Origin of the sequence: Peptostreptococcus sp., from assembly GCF_036639115.1 — a bacterium.
GTDB lineage: Bacteria > Bacillota > Clostridia > Peptostreptococcales > Peptostreptococcaceae > Peptostreptococcus.
In genome coordinates, this window is the sequence record NZ_JAVWJH010000002.1 from 320,700 (window position 1) to 338,487 (window position 17,788).

General features: G+C 30.4%; 13 protein-coding genes, 1 riboswitch and 1 other annotated feature. Of the genes, 11 read left to right on the plus strand and 2 right to left on the minus strand.

All coding sequences use genetic code 11. The features are described from left to right. The first annotated feature begins 345 nt into the window (after window positions 1-345). The 9 genes from RR561_RS03680 (at window position 346) to RR561_RS03720 (ending at window position 10,394) form a co-directional block, all read left to right on the plus strand. The gene (locus tag RR561_RS03680; protein WP_332506080.1) at window positions 346-1,791 is read left to right on the plus strand and encodes a VanW family protein; all 1,446 of its coding nucleotides are present in this window, start codon (window positions 346-348) and stop codon (window positions 1,789-1,791) included. A gap of 209 nt (window positions 1,792-2,000) precedes the next feature. Further along, window positions 2,001-2,867 (plus strand): YitT family protein, encoded by an 867-nt coding sequence (locus RR561_RS03685; protein ID WP_332506081.1) that lies wholly within the window; start codon window positions 2,001-2,003, stop codon window positions 2,865-2,867. Window positions 2,868-3,046: 179 nt separating this feature from the next. After that, complete coding sequence (locus RR561_RS03690; protein WP_332506082.1) at window positions 3,047-4,006, plus strand: MORN repeat-containing protein; 960 nt, start codon at window positions 3,047-3,049, stop codon at window positions 4,004-4,006. Window positions 4,007-4,039: 33 nt separating this feature from the next. Next, window positions 4,040-4,402, plus strand: a complete 363-nt coding sequence (gene folB / locus RR561_RS03695) for a dihydroneopterin aldolase (protein WP_332506083.1) — start codon at window positions 4,040-4,042, stop codon at window positions 4,400-4,402. Between the two features lie 295 nt (window positions 4,403-4,697). Continuing rightward, window positions 4,698-6,518, plus strand: coding sequence for a DNA primase (gene dnaG / locus RR561_RS03700; protein ID WP_332506084.1), 1,821 nt, complete (start codon window positions 4,698-4,700; stop codon window positions 6,516-6,518). 15 nt (window positions 6,519-6,533) lie between these two features. Beyond that, window positions 6,534-7,706, plus strand: a complete 1,173-nt coding sequence (gene rpoD / locus RR561_RS03705) for an RNA polymerase sigma factor RpoD (RefSeq protein WP_332506085.1) — start codon at window positions 6,534-6,536, stop codon at window positions 7,704-7,706. 89 nt (window positions 7,707-7,795) lie between these two features. After that, window positions 7,796-8,497, plus strand: a complete 702-nt coding sequence (locus tag RR561_RS03710) for a tRNA (adenine(22)-N(1))-methyltransferase (RefSeq protein ID WP_332506086.1) — start codon at window positions 7,796-7,798, stop codon at window positions 8,495-8,497. Between the two features lie 3 nt (window positions 8,498-8,500). Then, a complete protein-coding gene (locus RR561_RS03715; protein ID WP_332506087.1) occupies window positions 8,501-9,304 on the plus strand; it encodes a Nif3-like dinuclear metal center hexameric protein in 804 nt (267 codons plus the stop codon). Between the two features lie 184 nt (window positions 9,305-9,488). Beyond that, window positions 9,489-9,741 (plus strand) — a binding site (T-box leader). A gap of 101 nt (window positions 9,742-9,842) precedes the next feature. Next, entirely contained in the window at window positions 9,843-10,394 is a 552-nt protein-coding gene (locus RR561_RS03720) for a tryptophan transporter (RefSeq protein ID WP_332506088.1), read from the plus strand. 341 nt (window positions 10,395-10,735) lie between these two features. Here RR561_RS03720 and RR561_RS03725 read toward each other — a convergent pair whose 3' ends face one another. Beyond that, window positions 10,736-13,120, minus strand: coding sequence for a YhgE/Pip domain-containing protein (locus RR561_RS03725; protein WP_332506089.1), 2,385 nt, complete (start codon window positions 13,118-13,120; stop codon window positions 10,736-10,738). A gap of 399 nt (window positions 13,121-13,519) precedes the next feature. Here RR561_RS03725 and RR561_RS03730 point away from each other — a divergent pair, with 399 nt between their 5' ends. Further along, a complete protein-coding gene (locus tag RR561_RS03730) occupies window positions 13,520-14,692 on the plus strand; it encodes an iron-containing alcohol dehydrogenase (RefSeq protein WP_332506090.1) in 1,173 nt (390 codons plus the stop codon). A gap of 115 nt (window positions 14,693-14,807) precedes the next feature. Next, window positions 14,808-14,978: riboswitch (Lysine riboswitch) on the plus strand. Window positions 14,979-15,122: 144 nt separating this feature from the next. Next, window positions 15,123-16,883: a Na+/H+ antiporter NhaC family protein gene (locus RR561_RS03735; RefSeq protein WP_332506091.1), complete on the plus strand. Its 1,761-nt coding sequence runs from the start codon at window positions 15,123-15,125 to the stop codon at window positions 16,881-16,883. Between the two features lie 214 nt (window positions 16,884-17,097). Here RR561_RS03735 and RR561_RS03740 read toward each other — a convergent pair whose 3' ends face one another. Further along, entirely contained in the window at window positions 17,098-17,718 is a 621-nt protein-coding gene (locus RR561_RS03740; protein WP_332506092.1) for a hypothetical protein, read from the minus strand. Between the last annotated feature and the right edge of the window lie 70 nt (window positions 17,719-17,788).

Consider the following 17,788-nt stretch of genomic DNA (forward strand, 5'->3'; position numbering starts at 1 on the left):
GTTAATTATTAGAAATACGTTTAAATTTCTAATAACTGGATAAAAATATATATTAGATGTATGTTAGAGCAATTATATCTGTTGACAAAGAGTATTTAATATTGTAATGATTTGTAACATTTTTTTTATAAATATAGATGTTGATTCACCTGAGTTTAATATGATATAATTAGTATCGTTCGAAGTATTTTAGAAATATATTTTTTTAACAATTAAATTAAATTTGCATACTTTTGTAAAATATTAATCGATTTTTGTTATGAATATTAATAATAACTGGAAAGGAGATTTATCTATAGAGTATTGTAAGCTTTAAGATCAATAGCTATAGTAAAAGTGAATAAAATGGAATTTTTAAGGAAAAATAAAAAAATAATTATTCCAATCGCGGTGGCTGTTGGGGTAATTGCGATCGGTGTTGGGGCTTTGAGTGCTCAAGTAAATTCAGATAAAATAGCGAAAAATGTAGCGGTTTCTGAGGTTGACCTAAGCGAGCTAAGTAAAGAAGAAGCTGCTAAAAAACTAGAAACTCAAAAGAAATTTGAAAATATTAATCTTAAATTTGGGAACAGTAAATGGACTATCCCAAAGTCTGAAATAAATTTAAATATTGATTTTGAAAAAACAGCTGAAAATGCATATAATATTACCAGAAATGATGGCTATATTTCAAATCTTGGAAAAACTTTGAAATCCGATCTGGGAAGTAAAAATACAGTCAATCTTGTAATGAATTATGATAAAGATAAATTAGAATCAAAATTGGAGAAAATAAAAAAAGAACTAGACTCCCCAATGAAAAATGCAAAACTTGAATTTGTTGATGATAAAACTAAAACGATCCCTGAGGAACCTGGAAGGGATATGGTGGTAAAGTCATCACTTCACGAAATAGATTATAATTTGAAGAGAGATCATTTTGATATAGATTTAATAGTAAAGCTAAAGGAAGCAGATATAAAAACATCAGATCTAAAGGGAATAGATACGCTACTTGCCGAATATTCTACAAGCTTTGAAGGAATGCCAAGCAGAGATTTCAATATAAGAAAGTCTGCACTAGATACAAGTGGTATCCTATTAAAGCCAGGAGAGGAGTTTTCATTTAATGAAATAGCTGGAGAAAAGTCTATTTCAAATGGTTATAAAAATGCACCAGTAATAGAAAGTGGTAAGTTGGTTCCTGGTCCAGGAGGTGGAGTTTGCCAAACATCTTCCACTATCTTTAATACCGCACTACTTTCTGGTATGGAGATCACTACTAGAAAAAATCACAGTATTCCTTCAAACTATGTTGATTTAGGAAGAGATGCAACAATAGTTGATGGAGATCCTGGGCAAGATTTTAAGTTTAAAAATCCATATAAACATCCTGTTTATGTTCAGAATTTAGCTTTTGATAATAAAATTGTTTCTCAAATCTATGGAGCAAGCGAGGATAAACCAAATATTGATATTGCAACTGAAATGACTGGTTCATTTGGTGGTGGCAATAGAACAGTTGCAGATGCATCTTTACCTGCAGGAAGCAAAGTTGTTGAAAAGTATGGAAGACCTGGATACAATGTTACTACATATAGAATATTCAAAGATGATAAGGGAAATAAAATTAAAACAGAAAAAGTCGCAATAAGTAGTTACCCTTCTCAAACTGGTGTAATTAGAGTTGGTGCAGCGGCTCCAAAGAAAGCTCCAGCTGTAAAACCAACAGCAACACAGAAGTCTATACCTAGTCAGGCTCCACCAGTAGCAGCAGCCCCTCAAGGAGCTCCAACAGCAGCTACAAATTAAATATAATAGGAAAATATTATTTATAAAATAACTTAATGTGGCTTAGTTACATGCATAAAATAAATCACAAAGATTGTTATATTGTAAAATTTAAAAGGGAAAGCTCAGTTTACTGGGCTTTTTATTTTGTAATCACTCATATTTTTTTGCAAAATCAATTCATATGTTATAAAATAGTATAAGAGATTATAATTAGTTTGGAGGAGACAATGAGTCAAGTAAAAGATAGATTGCGTGAGCATCCTAGTTTGAGAATGGTGACAATGATACTAGGTCTATTTATATCAGCACTAGGAGTAAATGGTTTTTTAAGACAGGCGCATTTACTGAGTGGAGGAGTGACTGGTTTTGCTACAGCAATCAACTACGTAAGCGGAATTAACGTTGGTTTAATGGCATTTTTATTAAATATCCCAATATTTATTATTGGTTTTATATATCTTGAAAAAGATTTTTGTATATTTAGTTTAATAAACATGATAATTTATTCCGTTATACTAGGTCTTACTCAGGATATAGGTTCTATAATCCCCGTACATGATAAGTTTATTCAAACGATTTACGGAGGTTTTTTAAATGGTCTTGGAATAGGTTTGGTATTTAGAGCAAAGACATCGACAGGTGGAACAGACATAATAGCGGCAATATTAAAGATTAAGAAAAATATTGAGATAAAAAATACGAGTTTTGCTGCAAATGTTATAGTCGTTTTATTGGGAAGTGCAATGTTTGGGCTAACTCTTGGATTGTATACTTTGATTGGTTTTTATATAAACTCTTTAGCATTAGGTTTTATAAAGGATGCTATGAATTATCAAAAATCACTTATAATTATATCGGATAAACCAGAAGAGATAGCAGATGATATTATGAAGGAGTTAATAAGAGGTGTTACTTTCTTACATGCAGAAGGTGCTTACACAGGTGAGAATAAGAAACTTGTGTATACGATTGTATCATCAAATGAGATTCCCAAAATAAAAGAAATCGCATTTAAACACGACCCTAGAGCCTTTGTAACAATAAATGAAGTAAACGAAGTAAAAGGTAGAGGTTTTAAATCAAAAGATTTATAAAATAAATGACCATTGGGTAATTTATAGGAAAAACAGTTATGTTTCCTTTAAATTTTTTGTTTCAATGGTCTTTAATTTTGTTAGAATTATTTTGTTGTTTTAAAAGTTAACGAAATATACTATAATAGATATAATAGATGTAAATTAAAAACAAACAATTATGAATGGAGGTAATTAATTTGAGCCTATCAAAAAATTATGTAGAGCTTTATAGCAACTACTTTAATGAAATAGATGATATAAAGAAAAGTTTAAAAATGTTCAAATTAAAGAAAAATAACGCTCTGAAAAAAGGTATTTTTGCTTCTGATGAGGAAGTGTACAAATTAGAAACTCAATTAATGGGTCAACCTTCAGATAAATTAGAGAAACTAATAGAGGTAACAAAAGCTGATAACAAATATGTAGAGTCACAGAAGGAAGAAATATCTAAAAATAAAAACTTAGCGGATGTCTTAAATATTCTTGAAGATTCCGATGAAGATAAATTGGAAAAAGCAAAAGAAAATGACATGGTACAAATATATAGGTTTAGTAATGGTGATATGTACATTGGCAGGTTACTAGATGGAAAGATGATTGGAGTAGGTTCTTATATATTCTCTCCTGACAGCGAAGAAAACGATGGTAATATCAACACCGAGTATATAGGTAACTTCGTCAATGGTATAAGAGATGGAAAGGGTGTTTTTACTTTTTCTAATGGAAATGAATATATTGGCAGTTTTAAAAGTAATAAAAGTACGGGCATAGGAAGAATGAAATATAACAATGGTGATGAGTATCTAGGAAATTGGTTAGATGGTAAAAAAGATGGACTAGGAATATACACATGGAGCGATGGCTATATTTATATAGGTAACTTTAAAGATAGTAAAATGGATGGAATTGGTTCTTGCTTTAATTCAAAAGGAGAGCTAGTATACGATGGCGAGTGGAAAAAAGGTCAGATACATGGAAAAGGTAGATATATGTGGAGTAAACACAAATGGTATGAAGGTGAATTCCAACAGGGACAAAAACATGGTGAAGGTATATTTTACCTAAACAATGATCCTATATATAACGGAACTTGGAAATATGACAAACCATCTATATTCAATAAAACATTTGAGGAAGTATTTTCGAATTTTGATTAGTTATTCTTGTAATTATTTTAGGGAGGCGGTTATATGGATAAACTGATACTAAAATCATGTAAGTTCTATGGATATCACGGTTCTGCTGAAAATGAAAGACTATTTGGTCAACCATTTATCGTCGATGTAGAATTATATCTAGACACTCATTTGGCAGGAGAAACCGATCTTGTATCTAATGCCGTTGACTATGGGAGAGTATATGATATTATTGAAGATTATGTAGAAAATGAATCTTTTTCACTAATAGAGTCTCTAGCTGAAAAGATTTCATCCAAAATATTGGGTGAGTTTGATATTGTAAATGGCATCCTAGTAAGAATTAAGAAGCCACAAGCAAAAATCATGGGCAAGTATGATTATGTGGCAATCGAAGTAGAACGTTTTAGAGAATAATTAATTGCAATTTTATAAGGATTCTTTGTTTTTTTATTTAAGCAAAGGATCCTTATCAATTTAATGATAAGATCAGCTTTATATATAAACCACCCCAAAATCTGATTATTCTATACAATTTAAGCCTATTTTGTTATTTCTACAAATAATAAAAGCAATTTTAAAAATTTTTTAAAATTAATTGTATAAAAAAAAGGAGTTTTGACTTATATGTCGAAATATATATATTGTAGCCTTGACAAATATTGTATTTAATGTGACAATATAATATTGTCGGTAATAAAGGATGATATTAATGGAAGATTTAAAGGATATAATTGAGGAAATAAAGATAAGAAATGATATCTCTGAAGTTATTTCAGGGTATATACAATTGAAGTCATCAGGTTCAAATTATAAGGGATTATGTCCTTTTCACAATGAAAAAACACCGTCTTTTCACGTAAATACAGCAAAACAAATTTATAAATGTTTTGGCTGTGGGGAAGGTGGAGATGTTATTTCATTTATCATGAAAGTGGAAAATCTCGATTTTATGGATTCTGTAAAGTTTCTTGCAAATAGAAGTGGTATTGAAATCAATGATAATATTGATGAAGGAACTAAAAAGAAGCTCGAAAGAATAAAGAAGTTTCAGGAGATTCATATCACAACTGCAAGATTTTTTTATGCTAATTTGATGAGCAAAGAAAATACTGGGTATAAATATCTTATAAAAAGAGGTCTCGATGAAAAGACTATTAAAAACTTTGGATTAGGATATTCGCCAGACTCTTGGGATGCTCTAAAAAACTATCTTTTATCAAAAGATTATACTATAGATGAGATTAAAGAATGTGGTCTCATTGGGCAAAGTAAAAAAAATAATAACTACTATGATAAATTTAGAAATAGGGTGATGTTTCCTATATTTGATTATAAAGGAAACGTAATTGGATTTGGAGGAAGGGTACTAGATGATTCTCTTCCTAAATATTTGAATTCTCAAGATTCTCTTATATTTAATAAGAGATATAACCTATATGGGTTGAACTTCGCTAGAAAACATATTTCAAATAGAACTTTGGTTCTTGTAGAGGGTTACATGGATTTGATTTCTATGTATCAATATGGAATAAAAAACGTGGTGGCAACACTGGGTACGGCGCTAACAGATGCTCAGGCTGAGTTAATAAAGAAGTTTGCAGATAATGTTGTATTATCCTATGATTCAGATCAAGCGGGAATAACTGCAACTTTAAGAGCTATAAGAATACTGGAAAAAAGTGGTCTCAAAGCAAAAGTATTAAATCTAGGAAAAAGTAAGGATCCAGATGAATATGTAAGAGCAAATGGCCTTGCCAAAATGATGGATGGAATAGAAAAAGCAGATGAGGCAACTAAATTTAAGATAGATACATTACATAAAAATTATAATTTAAATGACAATAAGGAGTCGGTCGAATTCTTAAAAGAGGCAGTGAAGATTTTAAATACCATAAGAAGTCCTTTGGAATTGGATTATTATACAAAATATCTTTCTAGTATGACTAGAATTGAACCTAATGTTATTAAATTAGAATTAAGCAATAATAAATCTACTAACAATAAAAAAACGAATCGCTTAATCAATAAAAAACAAGACTTTATTAGGATAAAGAAAATGAAAGAAGTTGAAGATGGCAATATTTTTGTGGAAATAAACTTAATAAAGGCGATGTTAGAGAGTAAAAAAGCACGAGATATTATACCATTAAAAGTTGGTTTAGAGGATTTTTCTGATGAGAACAATAAAAAAGTGTACTCTAAAGTTTTATCTCTTGACAAACAGGGCATTATTAATATAAGTGACCTAAATAGCGATAATTTTGATGTTGATTATCTAAAAAAATTAGACGAAGTAGATTTATCTGAGATTAATCTAGAAGATGCTTTGGAAATAGGCAAAATCGTCAATCAACTTTTGAAAATTAATTCAAAAGAGAAAATTAATAAACTATCTGAAAAACAAAAAGTTTTAGAGGATAGGAGAAAGACTATAAATAATAATACTGAAGAAGCAAAAGAGGTAGATTTGGAAATTATGAAAATAGCTTTAGAAATTGTATCTGAAAACAAAAAATTGAAATCTTTATAGGAGGGGAGGTTAATTATGGCTGAACAGAAAAAGAAAGTCGTTATGAACAAAGCAGCCCAGAAGAAACTTTTTGAAAAGGGCAAAAAAGAAGGAACTGTAACACTTATGGATATTATGGAGGCATTTCAGGATACCGAAATGGACAAAGAAGTTGCAGAAAACCTTTATGAAACACTTGGAAGTCTTGGAATCGAAGTAGTCGATGGTAAAGAAGTAAAGGCAAACATAGATTTAACTGAACCTGACGATTTGGATATCAAGTCAATTGACAAGGAAGAAGAAGAGGAAGAAAAAGAAGAAAAGTCATCAGGAACTAAAAAAGAGAAAAAGTCTGCAGAGATTGCGGTACCTAAGGGAGTTAGCATTGATGACCCAGTAAGAATGTACCTAAAAGAAATAGGTAAAATTCCTTTGCTTAAGCCACATGAAGAGGTAGAATATGCTAAAAGAATGGCTGAAGGAGATGCTTTTGCTAAAGAAAGACTTGTTGAAGCCAATCTTAGACTAGTTGTTAGTATTGCCAAAAGATATGTAGGTAGAGGTATGTTGTTCCTTGATTTGATTCAGGAAGGTAACCTTGGATTGATTAAGGCAGTTGAGAAGTTTGACTATACAAAGGGATTTAAGTTCTCTACATATGCTACATGGTGGATTAGACAGGCTATAACAAGAGCAATTGCTGACCAGGCTAGAACTATTAGAATACCAGTTCATATGGTTGAAACTATAAACAAATTGATAAGGGTTTCTAGACAATTACTACAAGAATTGGGAAGAGATCCAAAGCCTGAAGAAATTGCAAAAGAAATGAATATGTCAGAAGAAAAAGTTAGAGAAATAATGAAAATTGCTCAGGATCCAGTTTCTTTGGAAACACCTATAGGTGAAGAAGAAGATTCACACTTGGGAGACTTTATACCAGATGAAGATGCTCCAGCACCAGCTGAGGCAGCTGCATACTCTTTATTAAGAGAACAAATAGCGGTAGTGCTTGATACTCTAAATGAAAGAGAACAGAAGGTCTTAAAATTGAGATTTGGACTTGAAGATGGTAGATCTCGTACTCTAGAGGAAGTTGGAAAAGAATTCGACGTAACTAGAGAAAGAATCAGACAGATAGAAGCCAAAGCACTGAGAAAGCTTAGACATCCTAGTAGATCTAAGTTAGTAAGAGACTTTTTAGACTAATATCACAATTATATGAATTTATTAGGTATATGTCTATGGAAACATTGGCATATACCTTTTTTAAAACTAAAATTTATTAGGAGAAATATATGAAATTAACAAAAAGATTAGAAAAAATTGCATCTCTTGTAAGTGATAATGTCAAAGTCGCGGATATAGGTACAGATCATGGGTATATACCAGTATACCTATTGAAAGAAGATAAAATAAAAAGTGCAATTCTAGCAGATATTAATAAAGGACCATTAAATAATGCACGTGAAGAAATTAAAAAGATGGGTCTAGAAAACTTAACTGATCTAAGACTTGGAAGTGGGGTCAGTGTTTTAAAAACTAATGAAGTTGATGAAATTATTATTGCAGGTATGGGTGGAGTTTTAATATCAGAAATAATTGAAGATGGACTAGATGTTTGTAAATCTTGTGATAAACTGATTCTTCAGCCAATGCAGGCACCTGAAGAATTAAGAAAATATCTACTGAACAATAATTTTGAAATAATTGATGAACATATGGTAAATGAAGATTTTAGAATATATGAAATAATTGAAGCAAGATATAATCCGAAATTCAAAAACAATCCAGAAGAAATTTATCTTGAATTGCCAAAGCAACTGATCGATAGAAAAGAACCTTTAATGAAAATTATAATTCTTAAAAAAATTAAAGAATGTAATTCAATTTTAGAAAAGATAGGAAACAGTAATGGTAAAAGTGTAGAAGAAAGGATTAGTTATCTAAATTCTAGAAAAAACAAACTCGAAACTTTGATAAGAGAAATGGAGGAATAAACTATGAAATTGTATGAAGTTATAGACACTATAAATAAAAAGTATCCAGAATATCTTCAATATAATTGGGATAATTCAGGCTTAAATATAGGTGATAAGGATTCGGAAATTAAAAAGATAATGCTTACTCTAGAAGTAACTGAAAGTACGGTTGACGAAGCAATAGAAAATAATGTGGACTTGATTATTTCTCATCATCCATTCCTATTTAGCAAAATAAATAAAATAAATAAAAATGATATAAAAGGAAATCTTATATATAAGCTAATTTCAAATTCTATATCAGTTTACTGTATGCACACTAGTTACGATGTTGCAATTGACGGTTTAAATGACTACTTTTTTGAACTAATGGGTATAAGTAATGAGTATATTTTAGATGAAAGTTGCACAAATGAAAACTATAGAAATGGTGAAAGTTATGGTCTAGGTAGAGTTGGCAGTTTGGAAGAAACAATGAAAGTTAAAGAGTTTATTTCAAAATTGAAGTCAAAACTTAGTATCAAAAATGTTAGATATGTTGGCAAATTAGATAAAAAAATTAAAACTGTTGCAGTTGTAACTGGTTCAGGAGCTGAATTTTTTGAAAAGGCAAAAGAGCTAGATATCGATGTATTGGTAACAGGAGATATGAAATATCATCAAGCAATGGACGCTCTAGAGATTAAAATGAGTGTTATAGATTGTGGCCACTATGGAACTGAACATATCTTTGCAGATTCGATAATTGGATTTTTGATAGAAAACTTGAAGGATATAGAGATTAGCAAAAGTTCAAATATCATTGATCCATTCACTGACCTATAGTCACTAAGTTACAGGTTATTAATCATATATTTTATTACTTTTAAAACTCATAATTAAAATATAATTATAGCTTGCTAAAGTTTTTAAAAGGCTAGATGAAAATTATTATAATTATAAATAAGTACAAATAATATAAAAAGCTATTGACTTTATAATTTATTTGTAATATCATTGATACATAATAATTAATCCATTGAAGAGAAGGAGTAACTTAATTATTCTTTTATAGAGAGTCGATGATGGTGGAATATCGACAAAGGGTACTAAGTGAATGGGTCTCAGAGGAGTGAATCGAAATTTCAGTAGACTTCACCGTGGGCTGCACGTTATAGCGGATAGGGAATCATGTCGTTCCCGAAATAGAGATATGCAGATATAGTTTTTTAGTATAGCTGTATAAATTAGGTGGCAACGCGAACTAGTACTTCGTCCTATTATTAGGACGGAGTTTTTTTTTACCCAATTATTCTCAATGTAGATAATTATTATAGGCATATTAGGTCAATAATTTTAAAAGAGGAAAATGGAGGATTAAAAAATGAGAAATTCAAGAACGAAGAAAATGATTTTAAATGCAATTTTACTGGGGATAGGCTTGATTATGCATCAAATATTCCCTGCTCTTGGAGGCGGTGTAACACCTGATATATCACTAGTCATGCTATTTTGTATTATGATAATTAATAGAGATGATTATAAAGCATGTTTAATTTCAGGTATAATAGCGGGTATTTTCGCAGCAATGACTACAAAATTTCCAGCAGGACAGCTTCCAAATTTTGTAGATAAGATAATAACTGTAAACATAATGTATGGCGTGATGAAATTAATATATATTAACCCTTTGACTGCAAAACTTGGCAAAAGGGGAGATCAAATAGCAATTATTACTATGACTTTTATAGGAACTTTGGTTAGTGGATTTGCATTTTTATCATTGGCGTCTGTAATGGTTGGATTGCCTGTAGCACTTACGAAATTATTTATTGCAGTTGTATTACCAGCAACTCTTATAAATGTTGTAACTTCAGTAATTTTATTTAATGTTATAGTTACTTCTCTTAAGAGAACTAGCTTTCAGTTAAATTAATAAATTGATAATAATCGTTTTTACGATTTTATAAATAACAGATTTTATATAATATATAAAGTTTACCTAATAATGGCAAAGTGTATACTTTCACTCAGTGTATGCTTTGCCATTATTCATTGTAGGAGAGTCTTTGCTATAATCATTTAAAATATTTACCTATTTTGCTGTATTTATATATTAATACTACTATAAAAATATCGGTATAATATTTGTATAGCAAAAAGGATCTATCAAATAATATTTTTATTAAAGACACACAAAAAAGGAGAGATAATTTATCTCTCCTTTTTTGATTTATTTACTAATATCTTAATTGTTTATTTTAAAATTCATGAATTTTAGTGACCTATTAGGAAACTATTGTTAAACATCTTATTTAGAGGATGTCCTAATCTATTGATAGGGCCCTTAAATAATATGGCAAATACCAGTGGTATAATCATAAATATCAATAGTGCCGTTAAATCGTGATATAAGTTTGGAAGGTATATACCTCCTACAGCCTCTCGACAAGCATTTATACCATATGTAAATGGTATTACGCTGTTTATTGCCTTGAAGAAGTCAGGAGTCATTTGTATAGGGAAGGTACCTCCTGAACCACCAATCTGTATAACCAGAAGGAAGACACATATTCCCTTTCCGACCGTTCCAAACAAGGACACCGTAGAGTAGATAATGACGGTAAATACAATACTACAGAATATCAATATGAGTGTAAACAAGACTGGATGCTTTGCGGTTACTCCTAATATAAAGAAATCTCCTAGAGCAATTATCAGTGATTGTCCTACAGCAAGTGTAATATATAACATCATTCGTCCAAAATATTCATCTACGGATCTGTTCTTACCAGGCACCTTAGTAGATAAGACTGCAACTAATACAAGTCCTCCTACCCAAGCAGCAAGCACACTGTAGAAAGGTGTCATGGCCGAACCATAGTTTTCCATTTTATAAATTTTATTTTCTTTTAAATTTATTGGATTTTTCAAGAAATCAACTCTATCAAGTATATTTGATTTTATTATATTATTGAAATCCTTAAAATCTTCATTATTTTGTATTTCTTCTATATTTTTTATTGAATCACTTACTTGGTCCTTAAGAATCTTGATTGAATCTTGAGTCACAGAGGTAGTTCCCTTAAGTGTCGACGTAATCGATGTTGCATCTGATAGCAATGTATTTATACCTGGGTATATTTTATTTGCATCGTCCATCACCTTACTCAAGTCATTTGTTACAGTCATAGTACTCTTATGAATTTTGTTGATTGGATTTGCAATCTTTGTATCAAAGTGTGATAGCAAGTCGTCAACTCGTCTATTAAGACTATCGGATAAAGTAACCATTTTACTAACAGCATCACTTGATAGGTCATGACCTGATTCTGCCAAACGAATGGAGTCGGATATCGTATTATTCAAATCTTCAAGAATCTTTAAAATATCATTTAAATCAGAGATTGCACTATTAAGTAGTGGAGAATCTCTTCTATTTATTCTTTCGAGAACATCGATAAGACCTTCAATCATATTTATACTACTATTTGTCTTAGATTTCATTCTAAGTAATAGTGCTACAGCATCTTCATTGACTATTGCACCCTTATCTGATATTCCAGTCGCTAAATCAGATAGTTGACCTATAAGATCGCTCGTAAGCTCTAAATCACTCTTAATTTCAGGACTTATGTCATTAAAAGATGTATTAGCATCTTTTAGACTGTTTTGAATACTAGAGTTTAATTTTTTGGAATCATTAATAGTAGTTTGTATATTTGGCATACCGTTTTTAGTAGTATTTAAAGATCTTTCCAAATCATTTAAAGTTTTGTCTCCTGTACTAGAAAGTTTATTCAAATTATCTAGCTGTCTATCTAGACGCTTAAGAGTATCTTTCATCTTATCTAGTCTTGGATCCATATCGCCCATTGCGTTAGATACACCACCCAGAGCACCTAAAGATACCTTACTAACGGTCTCGACCAGGGTTTTATTTATCTGTTGTGTAATAGCATTTGCTCCACTGTCAGTAATTTTGGGGGCAACTGCATTTATTTTCTCATTGACTGTATAGTCTATGGTTGCTTTTTTGACATCTTTTTTGGTTACCGATGTCAAATCACTTGAAAATTCAGGTGGTATAAGTATAATTGCATAATATTCACCTGTTTTTAGACCTACTTCAGCTCTACTTTTACTGACAAACTGCCAATCGAGCGAAGGATTTGCCTTTAAGTTTTCTACAACCTTTTCGCCCATATTTAGTTCTTGATCTCTAAATTTATCACCTCTATCTTGATTGACAACTGCAACCTTTAGATACTTAGTACTTCCATAAGGGTCCCAAAAGGCCTTTATATTGAACCAAGCATATAAAGAAGGAACTATTGTTAGTCCCAATATTACAACCAAGACAGCAAAGTTTCTACTTATCTCTCTAAGGTCATTTTTATAGATATTAAAAACCACACGGGGGTTCATTAAATATTTTTCTTTCCACAATTTTGGGTTAAAAAATTTCTTCTTTCTTTTAGAATTTGTAATTCTAGAATTAGGAGAAGCTTCATTTTTATTTTTTCTATCATTGCTTTTGATATTAGTATTTTTTTCTTTTTCATGGACAGAACTTACCGATTCTTTGCCATTTTTTGTTATTTTAGAATCACTTTGAACATTTTTCTTAGCATCGACATTATTTGTCTCATTTTTTTTCATCGCATCACCTTCAAATATTATTTTTTCTAACTTCTTTTTAGAAAATTTAATATTATTATTTCGTTTTTAAATAATAATAAATCTTATCACCACCTATAAGATTATAATATAACTCTTGCTTAATGTAAAGCAAAAGAAGAAGTCTCTTTTCTTATGCCATTTTATATGTAAAAAACACATATTAATTCATGAATATTTTTTTGAACTTAAGTTTAAAAATATTAAATATATATGATATATTTAATAAAATAACTATATCTACAAATCCAAATATCTTAAACTGCTTAATAACATGTTAACATATATAAGATGAAAAAAAAATAGCAAAATCTTGATTATTAAACAAAAGATGGACTATAATATATTGTAGTAATAAAATTTTATTGAGAGGTGACATAAATGTACAATTTTAATTTTCAAGTAACAACAAAGGTGTTGTTTGGTGAAGGTCAGATAAAACATCTTGGTAAAGAAATATCCAAGTATACAGATAAAGTACTATTAGTTTACGGAGGAGGAAGTATCAAAAAAAATGGTATCTATGATTCTGCTGTTGAGCAACTAAAAAACTATAATATAGAGATTTTTGAACTTGCTAATGTAGATCCAAATCCTAGAATAGAATCTGTAAGAGAAGGCGTGTCAATTTGTAAGGAAAATTCAATAGGAGGAGTACTTGCTATTGGGGGTGGAAGCTCAATTGACTGCTCTAAGGTTATTTCTGCGGGAGTTAAATATGATGGTGATCCATGGGATCTTATTATAGATAGAAGCTTAGTAAAAGAATCAATCCCAGTATTTACTGTATTGACACTTGCAGCTACGGGTTCTGAAATGAATGGAAATGCTGTTATCTCAAATATGAATACAAATGAAAAACTTGGCACATATGGAAGATGCCTTATTCCAAAGCTTTCTATTTTGGATCCTACTTATACTTTCTCTGTTCCAGCAAGACATACTGCAGCAGGTACAGCAGATATAATCAGCCATACATTTGAAAATTATTTTACAAACGTAGAAGGTGGATACTTGCAAGCAAGAATGGCAGAAGCTATTTTAAAAACTTGTTTTCACTATGGACCTATTGCTTATAAAGAAGCAAATAATTATGATGCAAGAGCTAATTTAATGTGGGCATCAAGCTGGGCTATCAACGGACTTATATCAGCGGGCTCAGCAAATAATTGGTCTGTTCACCCAATGGAGCATGAATTAAGTGCTTTTTATGATGTAACACACGGAGAGGGACTAGCTGTTCTTACACCACACTGGATGAGATATGTTTTGAATGAAGATACTGTTTCCAAATTTGTTGACTATGGTATAAATGTTTGGGGAATAGATTCTTCTATGGACAAATTTGATATAGCCAACTTAGCTATAGATAAAACGCAAGAGTTTTTCACAAAAGAATTAAATATACCAGCAAATTTAAGAGAATTAAAGATAAGTAATAAAGATTTTGATACAATGGCGCAAAAGGCAGTAACAGTTAAGGGTGGATCTATACAAGGATTTGTAGAACTACATGCTGAAGATGTAAAGAAAATTTATGAGATGTCTTTATAAAATTATATATAATATCATTAAGTATAGTTTTATTAATTAAATATTATAAAAAATCAAAAATAGCTTGACATTTATTGCTATTACTATATACTTGTATATAGCAATAAGTAATTAAATAAAGGGTAGAGGAGCAAGTATTATTAGTAACTGCGTAAAAGATTGAAGCATCTGCAGTGAAAGGAGTATTTGCCGAAGTGGTGTAGTTAGCTTTATGACTATATCTGCTGGGGGTGTGTAGAATATACGCATCACTGTCACAGTATTTCTGTGTTGGGCTATCATGAGTGTTTAAATTCATGCCTCGGAAGCCTACTTCCGAGGCATTTAATTTTGAATATTTTTATAGCTTCTAATATAATTATCCCCCATAATCAATTTAGTTTGATTATACATTTTTATTTAATACATATATTAAAAGGGAGGTTCTATTATGAACAAAAGAAATTTTAAAGTAGCTTTGACATCTTTAATGCTACTTGCAATGACCATCGTTCCTGCTTTTGCAGAAGATATCGATAAAATTGCACAAGTAAATTCAAATAAGTTTGGAATAATAACGATTATTCCACCATTACTAGCCATTTTATTGGCATTTATTACAAAAAATGTAGTAATTTCATTATTTTTAGGTGTTATGTCAGGATGTTTAATACTTCAAATTGGAACTGGTGCTAATGTATTATCCGCAATTGTTCTTTCATTTTTAGATTTTATTTCAAGAGCACTATATTCTTTGGCAGATCCATGGAATGCAGGTATTATACTACAAGTATTATGTATAGGTGGAGTAATCAACCTAGTAGGTAAAATGGGTGGAGCAAAGGCAGTCGCTGAAGCATTGGCTGACAAAGCAAGCTCTTCAAGAAGTGCACAGATTATATCTTGGTTATTGGGTATACTAGTATTTTTCGATGACTATGCAAACTCACTAATAGTTGGTCCAATAATGAGACCTGTATTTGATAAAATGAATATCTCTAGAGAAAAACTAGCATTCGTAATAGATGCCACAGCAGCTCCAATAGCAGGATTAGCAATTATTTCTACATGGATAGGATTAGAAGTTGGATTAATACATGACGCTTTTGGAAGTATTGGTGTAAATGTAGATGCGTTTGGTATTTTTCTACAAACTATACCATATAGATTCTATAATATATTGATTCTTGCTTTTGTATTATTTAGTGCGATTATGGTAAGAGAGTTTGGTCCTATGAGAAAGGCTGAATATATAGCACATAGAAAACAAAATATTACAAGTGATTTGGATCAAGGAGTAGAAGAACTAGATGATATGGCTCCAAAAGAAGGTGTAAAATTAAGTATATGGAATGCTATAATTCCTATTGGAGTATTGATTGTCAGTGCTCTTGTTGCTTTTTATTATAGTGGATATAGTATTATAATGGATGGAGATAATCAGGCTCTTATAACTTCTATAAATGCAAGTCCTTTCTCTTTCAACAGTATAAAAGATTGCTTCTCTGCATCAAATGCGTCTGTAGCATTGTTCCAATCAGCGTTATTTTCTTCAATAGTAGCAATATTAATGGCTAAATTGAAAAAGATTTATACTGTATCAGAAGCGATAGAGGTGTGGATTGATGGTATGAAGACACTAATGATTACAGGTGTTATATTAATACTTGCTTGGTCTCTTAGTTCTGTAATTAAGGAAGTTGGAACAGCAAAGTTCCTTATACAGTATTTATCAGGATCAATACCAGCATTCTTATTGCCAAGTATTATCTTTATATTAGGCTCAATTATTTCATTTTCAACAGGTACAGCATATGGTACTATGGGAATACTAATGCCTTTAGCAATTCCTCTTGCTCATTCTATTTCACCAGAAATGGGATATGTAGTAGTATCAACTTCTGCGGTTCTTACAGGAGCAATATTTGGGGATCACTGCTCTCCTATATCAGATACAACTATTCTTTCATCAATGGGAGCAGGTTGTAATCATATAGACCATGTTAAGACACAGATGCCATACTCATTATTTATAGCAGCCTTAACTATACTGTTTGGATACATACCAGCAGGAATGGGACTTCCAATAGTTGTAGTATTACCAGTTGCTTTAGTGGCAGTTGTAGTAGGACTTAGAATATTTGGTAAGAGAACAGATGTAGATGACAAAACTTTTGAGGCAAAACTTGAAAAAGAGGGTATACATTTCTAAAATTTATAATAATAAAAAGCTAGGATAGCTATCCTAGCTTTTTTAATCTATAATTATATTATTTTTATATTACTTTATTAATAAGATTCACTTATTTAAAATATTATTTTAAAAGTCCAACGCATTGTTACATGCAAAAACCAACCTAAAGCGTTGCTATTATTGAGTTTTAGAAATTTGTGCATTTTTTTCTTTCTATACTTAACTGCATTAATTATATAAGATCTTTATGTTTTAATAAAAAATCCTTGATAGCAAAGGTAAGCATTTCTCCCTTTTTTTCCTCGGTATTATTGCACAATCTATCAAATGCTGACCATACTTCGTTGTCTACAACAGCACTTATTCTTTTCTTTTCTTTTATAATATCATTTTCAATTTTTATAGATGTTTTTTTGATTTTTGTTTTTTCTTTCAAGATTTCCAAATCTTTTACTTGCATGTACCAATCATACACCTCACAAAGCTTATCCATATCTTCTTGTGAAACTGAAACTTTTGAATTTTTGCCCTTAACGGTTCTTTTTGAAACAGATTTTTTAGGGGAAGCTTTAGTATTTTTTTTGCTTAGAGAAGTAGTTTTTTTATTTAAGGATTTTTCTGAAGAATTTTTCTCTAAACTTATATTTTTAATATCAGTTTTTTTAGAGTTATTTTTACTTGTTGTTGTCTTTTTCTTTTTTGTGTTACTTTTTGGAGCTGTTGATTTTTCCTTAACCTTACTACTTTTTATATTTTCACTATTTTTTTTTACTGAAGATTTGGCATTAGAATTTTCCTTTTTTTTCAGATCACTTTCTAATAAATTCTCAAATTTAACTTGTTTGCTAGCCATTATATTCTCCTCTTAATTTTATTATAATTGATTTAGTATTTATTATTATATCACAAGAGAGTATATTATG

What these genes read in the sequence shown, in the direction of transcription:
- RR561_RS03680 (WP_332506080.1), top strand. Translation starts at nt 346, where the DNA reads ATGGAATTTTTAAGGAAAAATAAAAAAATAATTATTCCAATCGCGGTG.
- RR561_RS03685 (WP_332506081.1), top strand. Translation starts at nt 2,001, where the DNA reads ATGAGTCAAGTAAAAGATAGATTGCGTGAGCATCCTAGTTTGAGAATG.
- folB (WP_332506083.1), top strand. Translation starts at nt 4,040, where the DNA reads ATGGATAAACTGATACTAAAATCATGTAAGTTCTATGGATATCACGGT.
- dnaG (WP_332506084.1), top strand. Translation starts at nt 4,698, where the DNA reads ATGGAAGATTTAAAGGATATAATTGAGGAAATAAAGATAAGAAATGAT.
- rpoD (WP_332506085.1), top strand. Translation starts at nt 6,534, where the DNA reads ATGGCTGAACAGAAAAAGAAAGTCGTTATGAACAAAGCAGCCCAGAAG.
- RR561_RS03710 (WP_332506086.1), top strand. Translation starts at nt 7,796, where the DNA reads ATGAAATTAACAAAAAGATTAGAAAAAATTGCATCTCTTGTAAGTGAT.
- RR561_RS03715 (WP_332506087.1), top strand. Translation starts at nt 8,501, where the DNA reads ATGAAATTGTATGAAGTTATAGACACTATAAATAAAAAGTATCCAGAA.
- RR561_RS03720 (WP_332506088.1), top strand. Translation starts at nt 9,843, where the DNA reads ATGAGAAATTCAAGAACGAAGAAAATGATTTTAAATGCAATTTTACTG.
- RR561_RS03725 (WP_332506089.1), bottom strand. Translation starts at nt 13,120, where the DNA reads ATGAAAAAAAATGAGACAAATAATGTCGATGCTAAGAAAAATGTTCAA.
- RR561_RS03730 (WP_332506090.1), top strand. Translation starts at nt 13,520, where the DNA reads ATGTACAATTTTAATTTTCAAGTAACAACAAAGGTGTTGTTTGGTGAA.
- RR561_RS03735 (WP_332506091.1), top strand. Translation starts at nt 15,123, where the DNA reads ATGAACAAAAGAAATTTTAAAGTAGCTTTGACATCTTTAATGCTACTT.
- RR561_RS03740 (WP_332506092.1), bottom strand. Translation starts at nt 17,718, where the DNA reads ATGGCTAGCAAACAAGTTAAATTTGAGAATTTATTAGAAAGTGATCTG.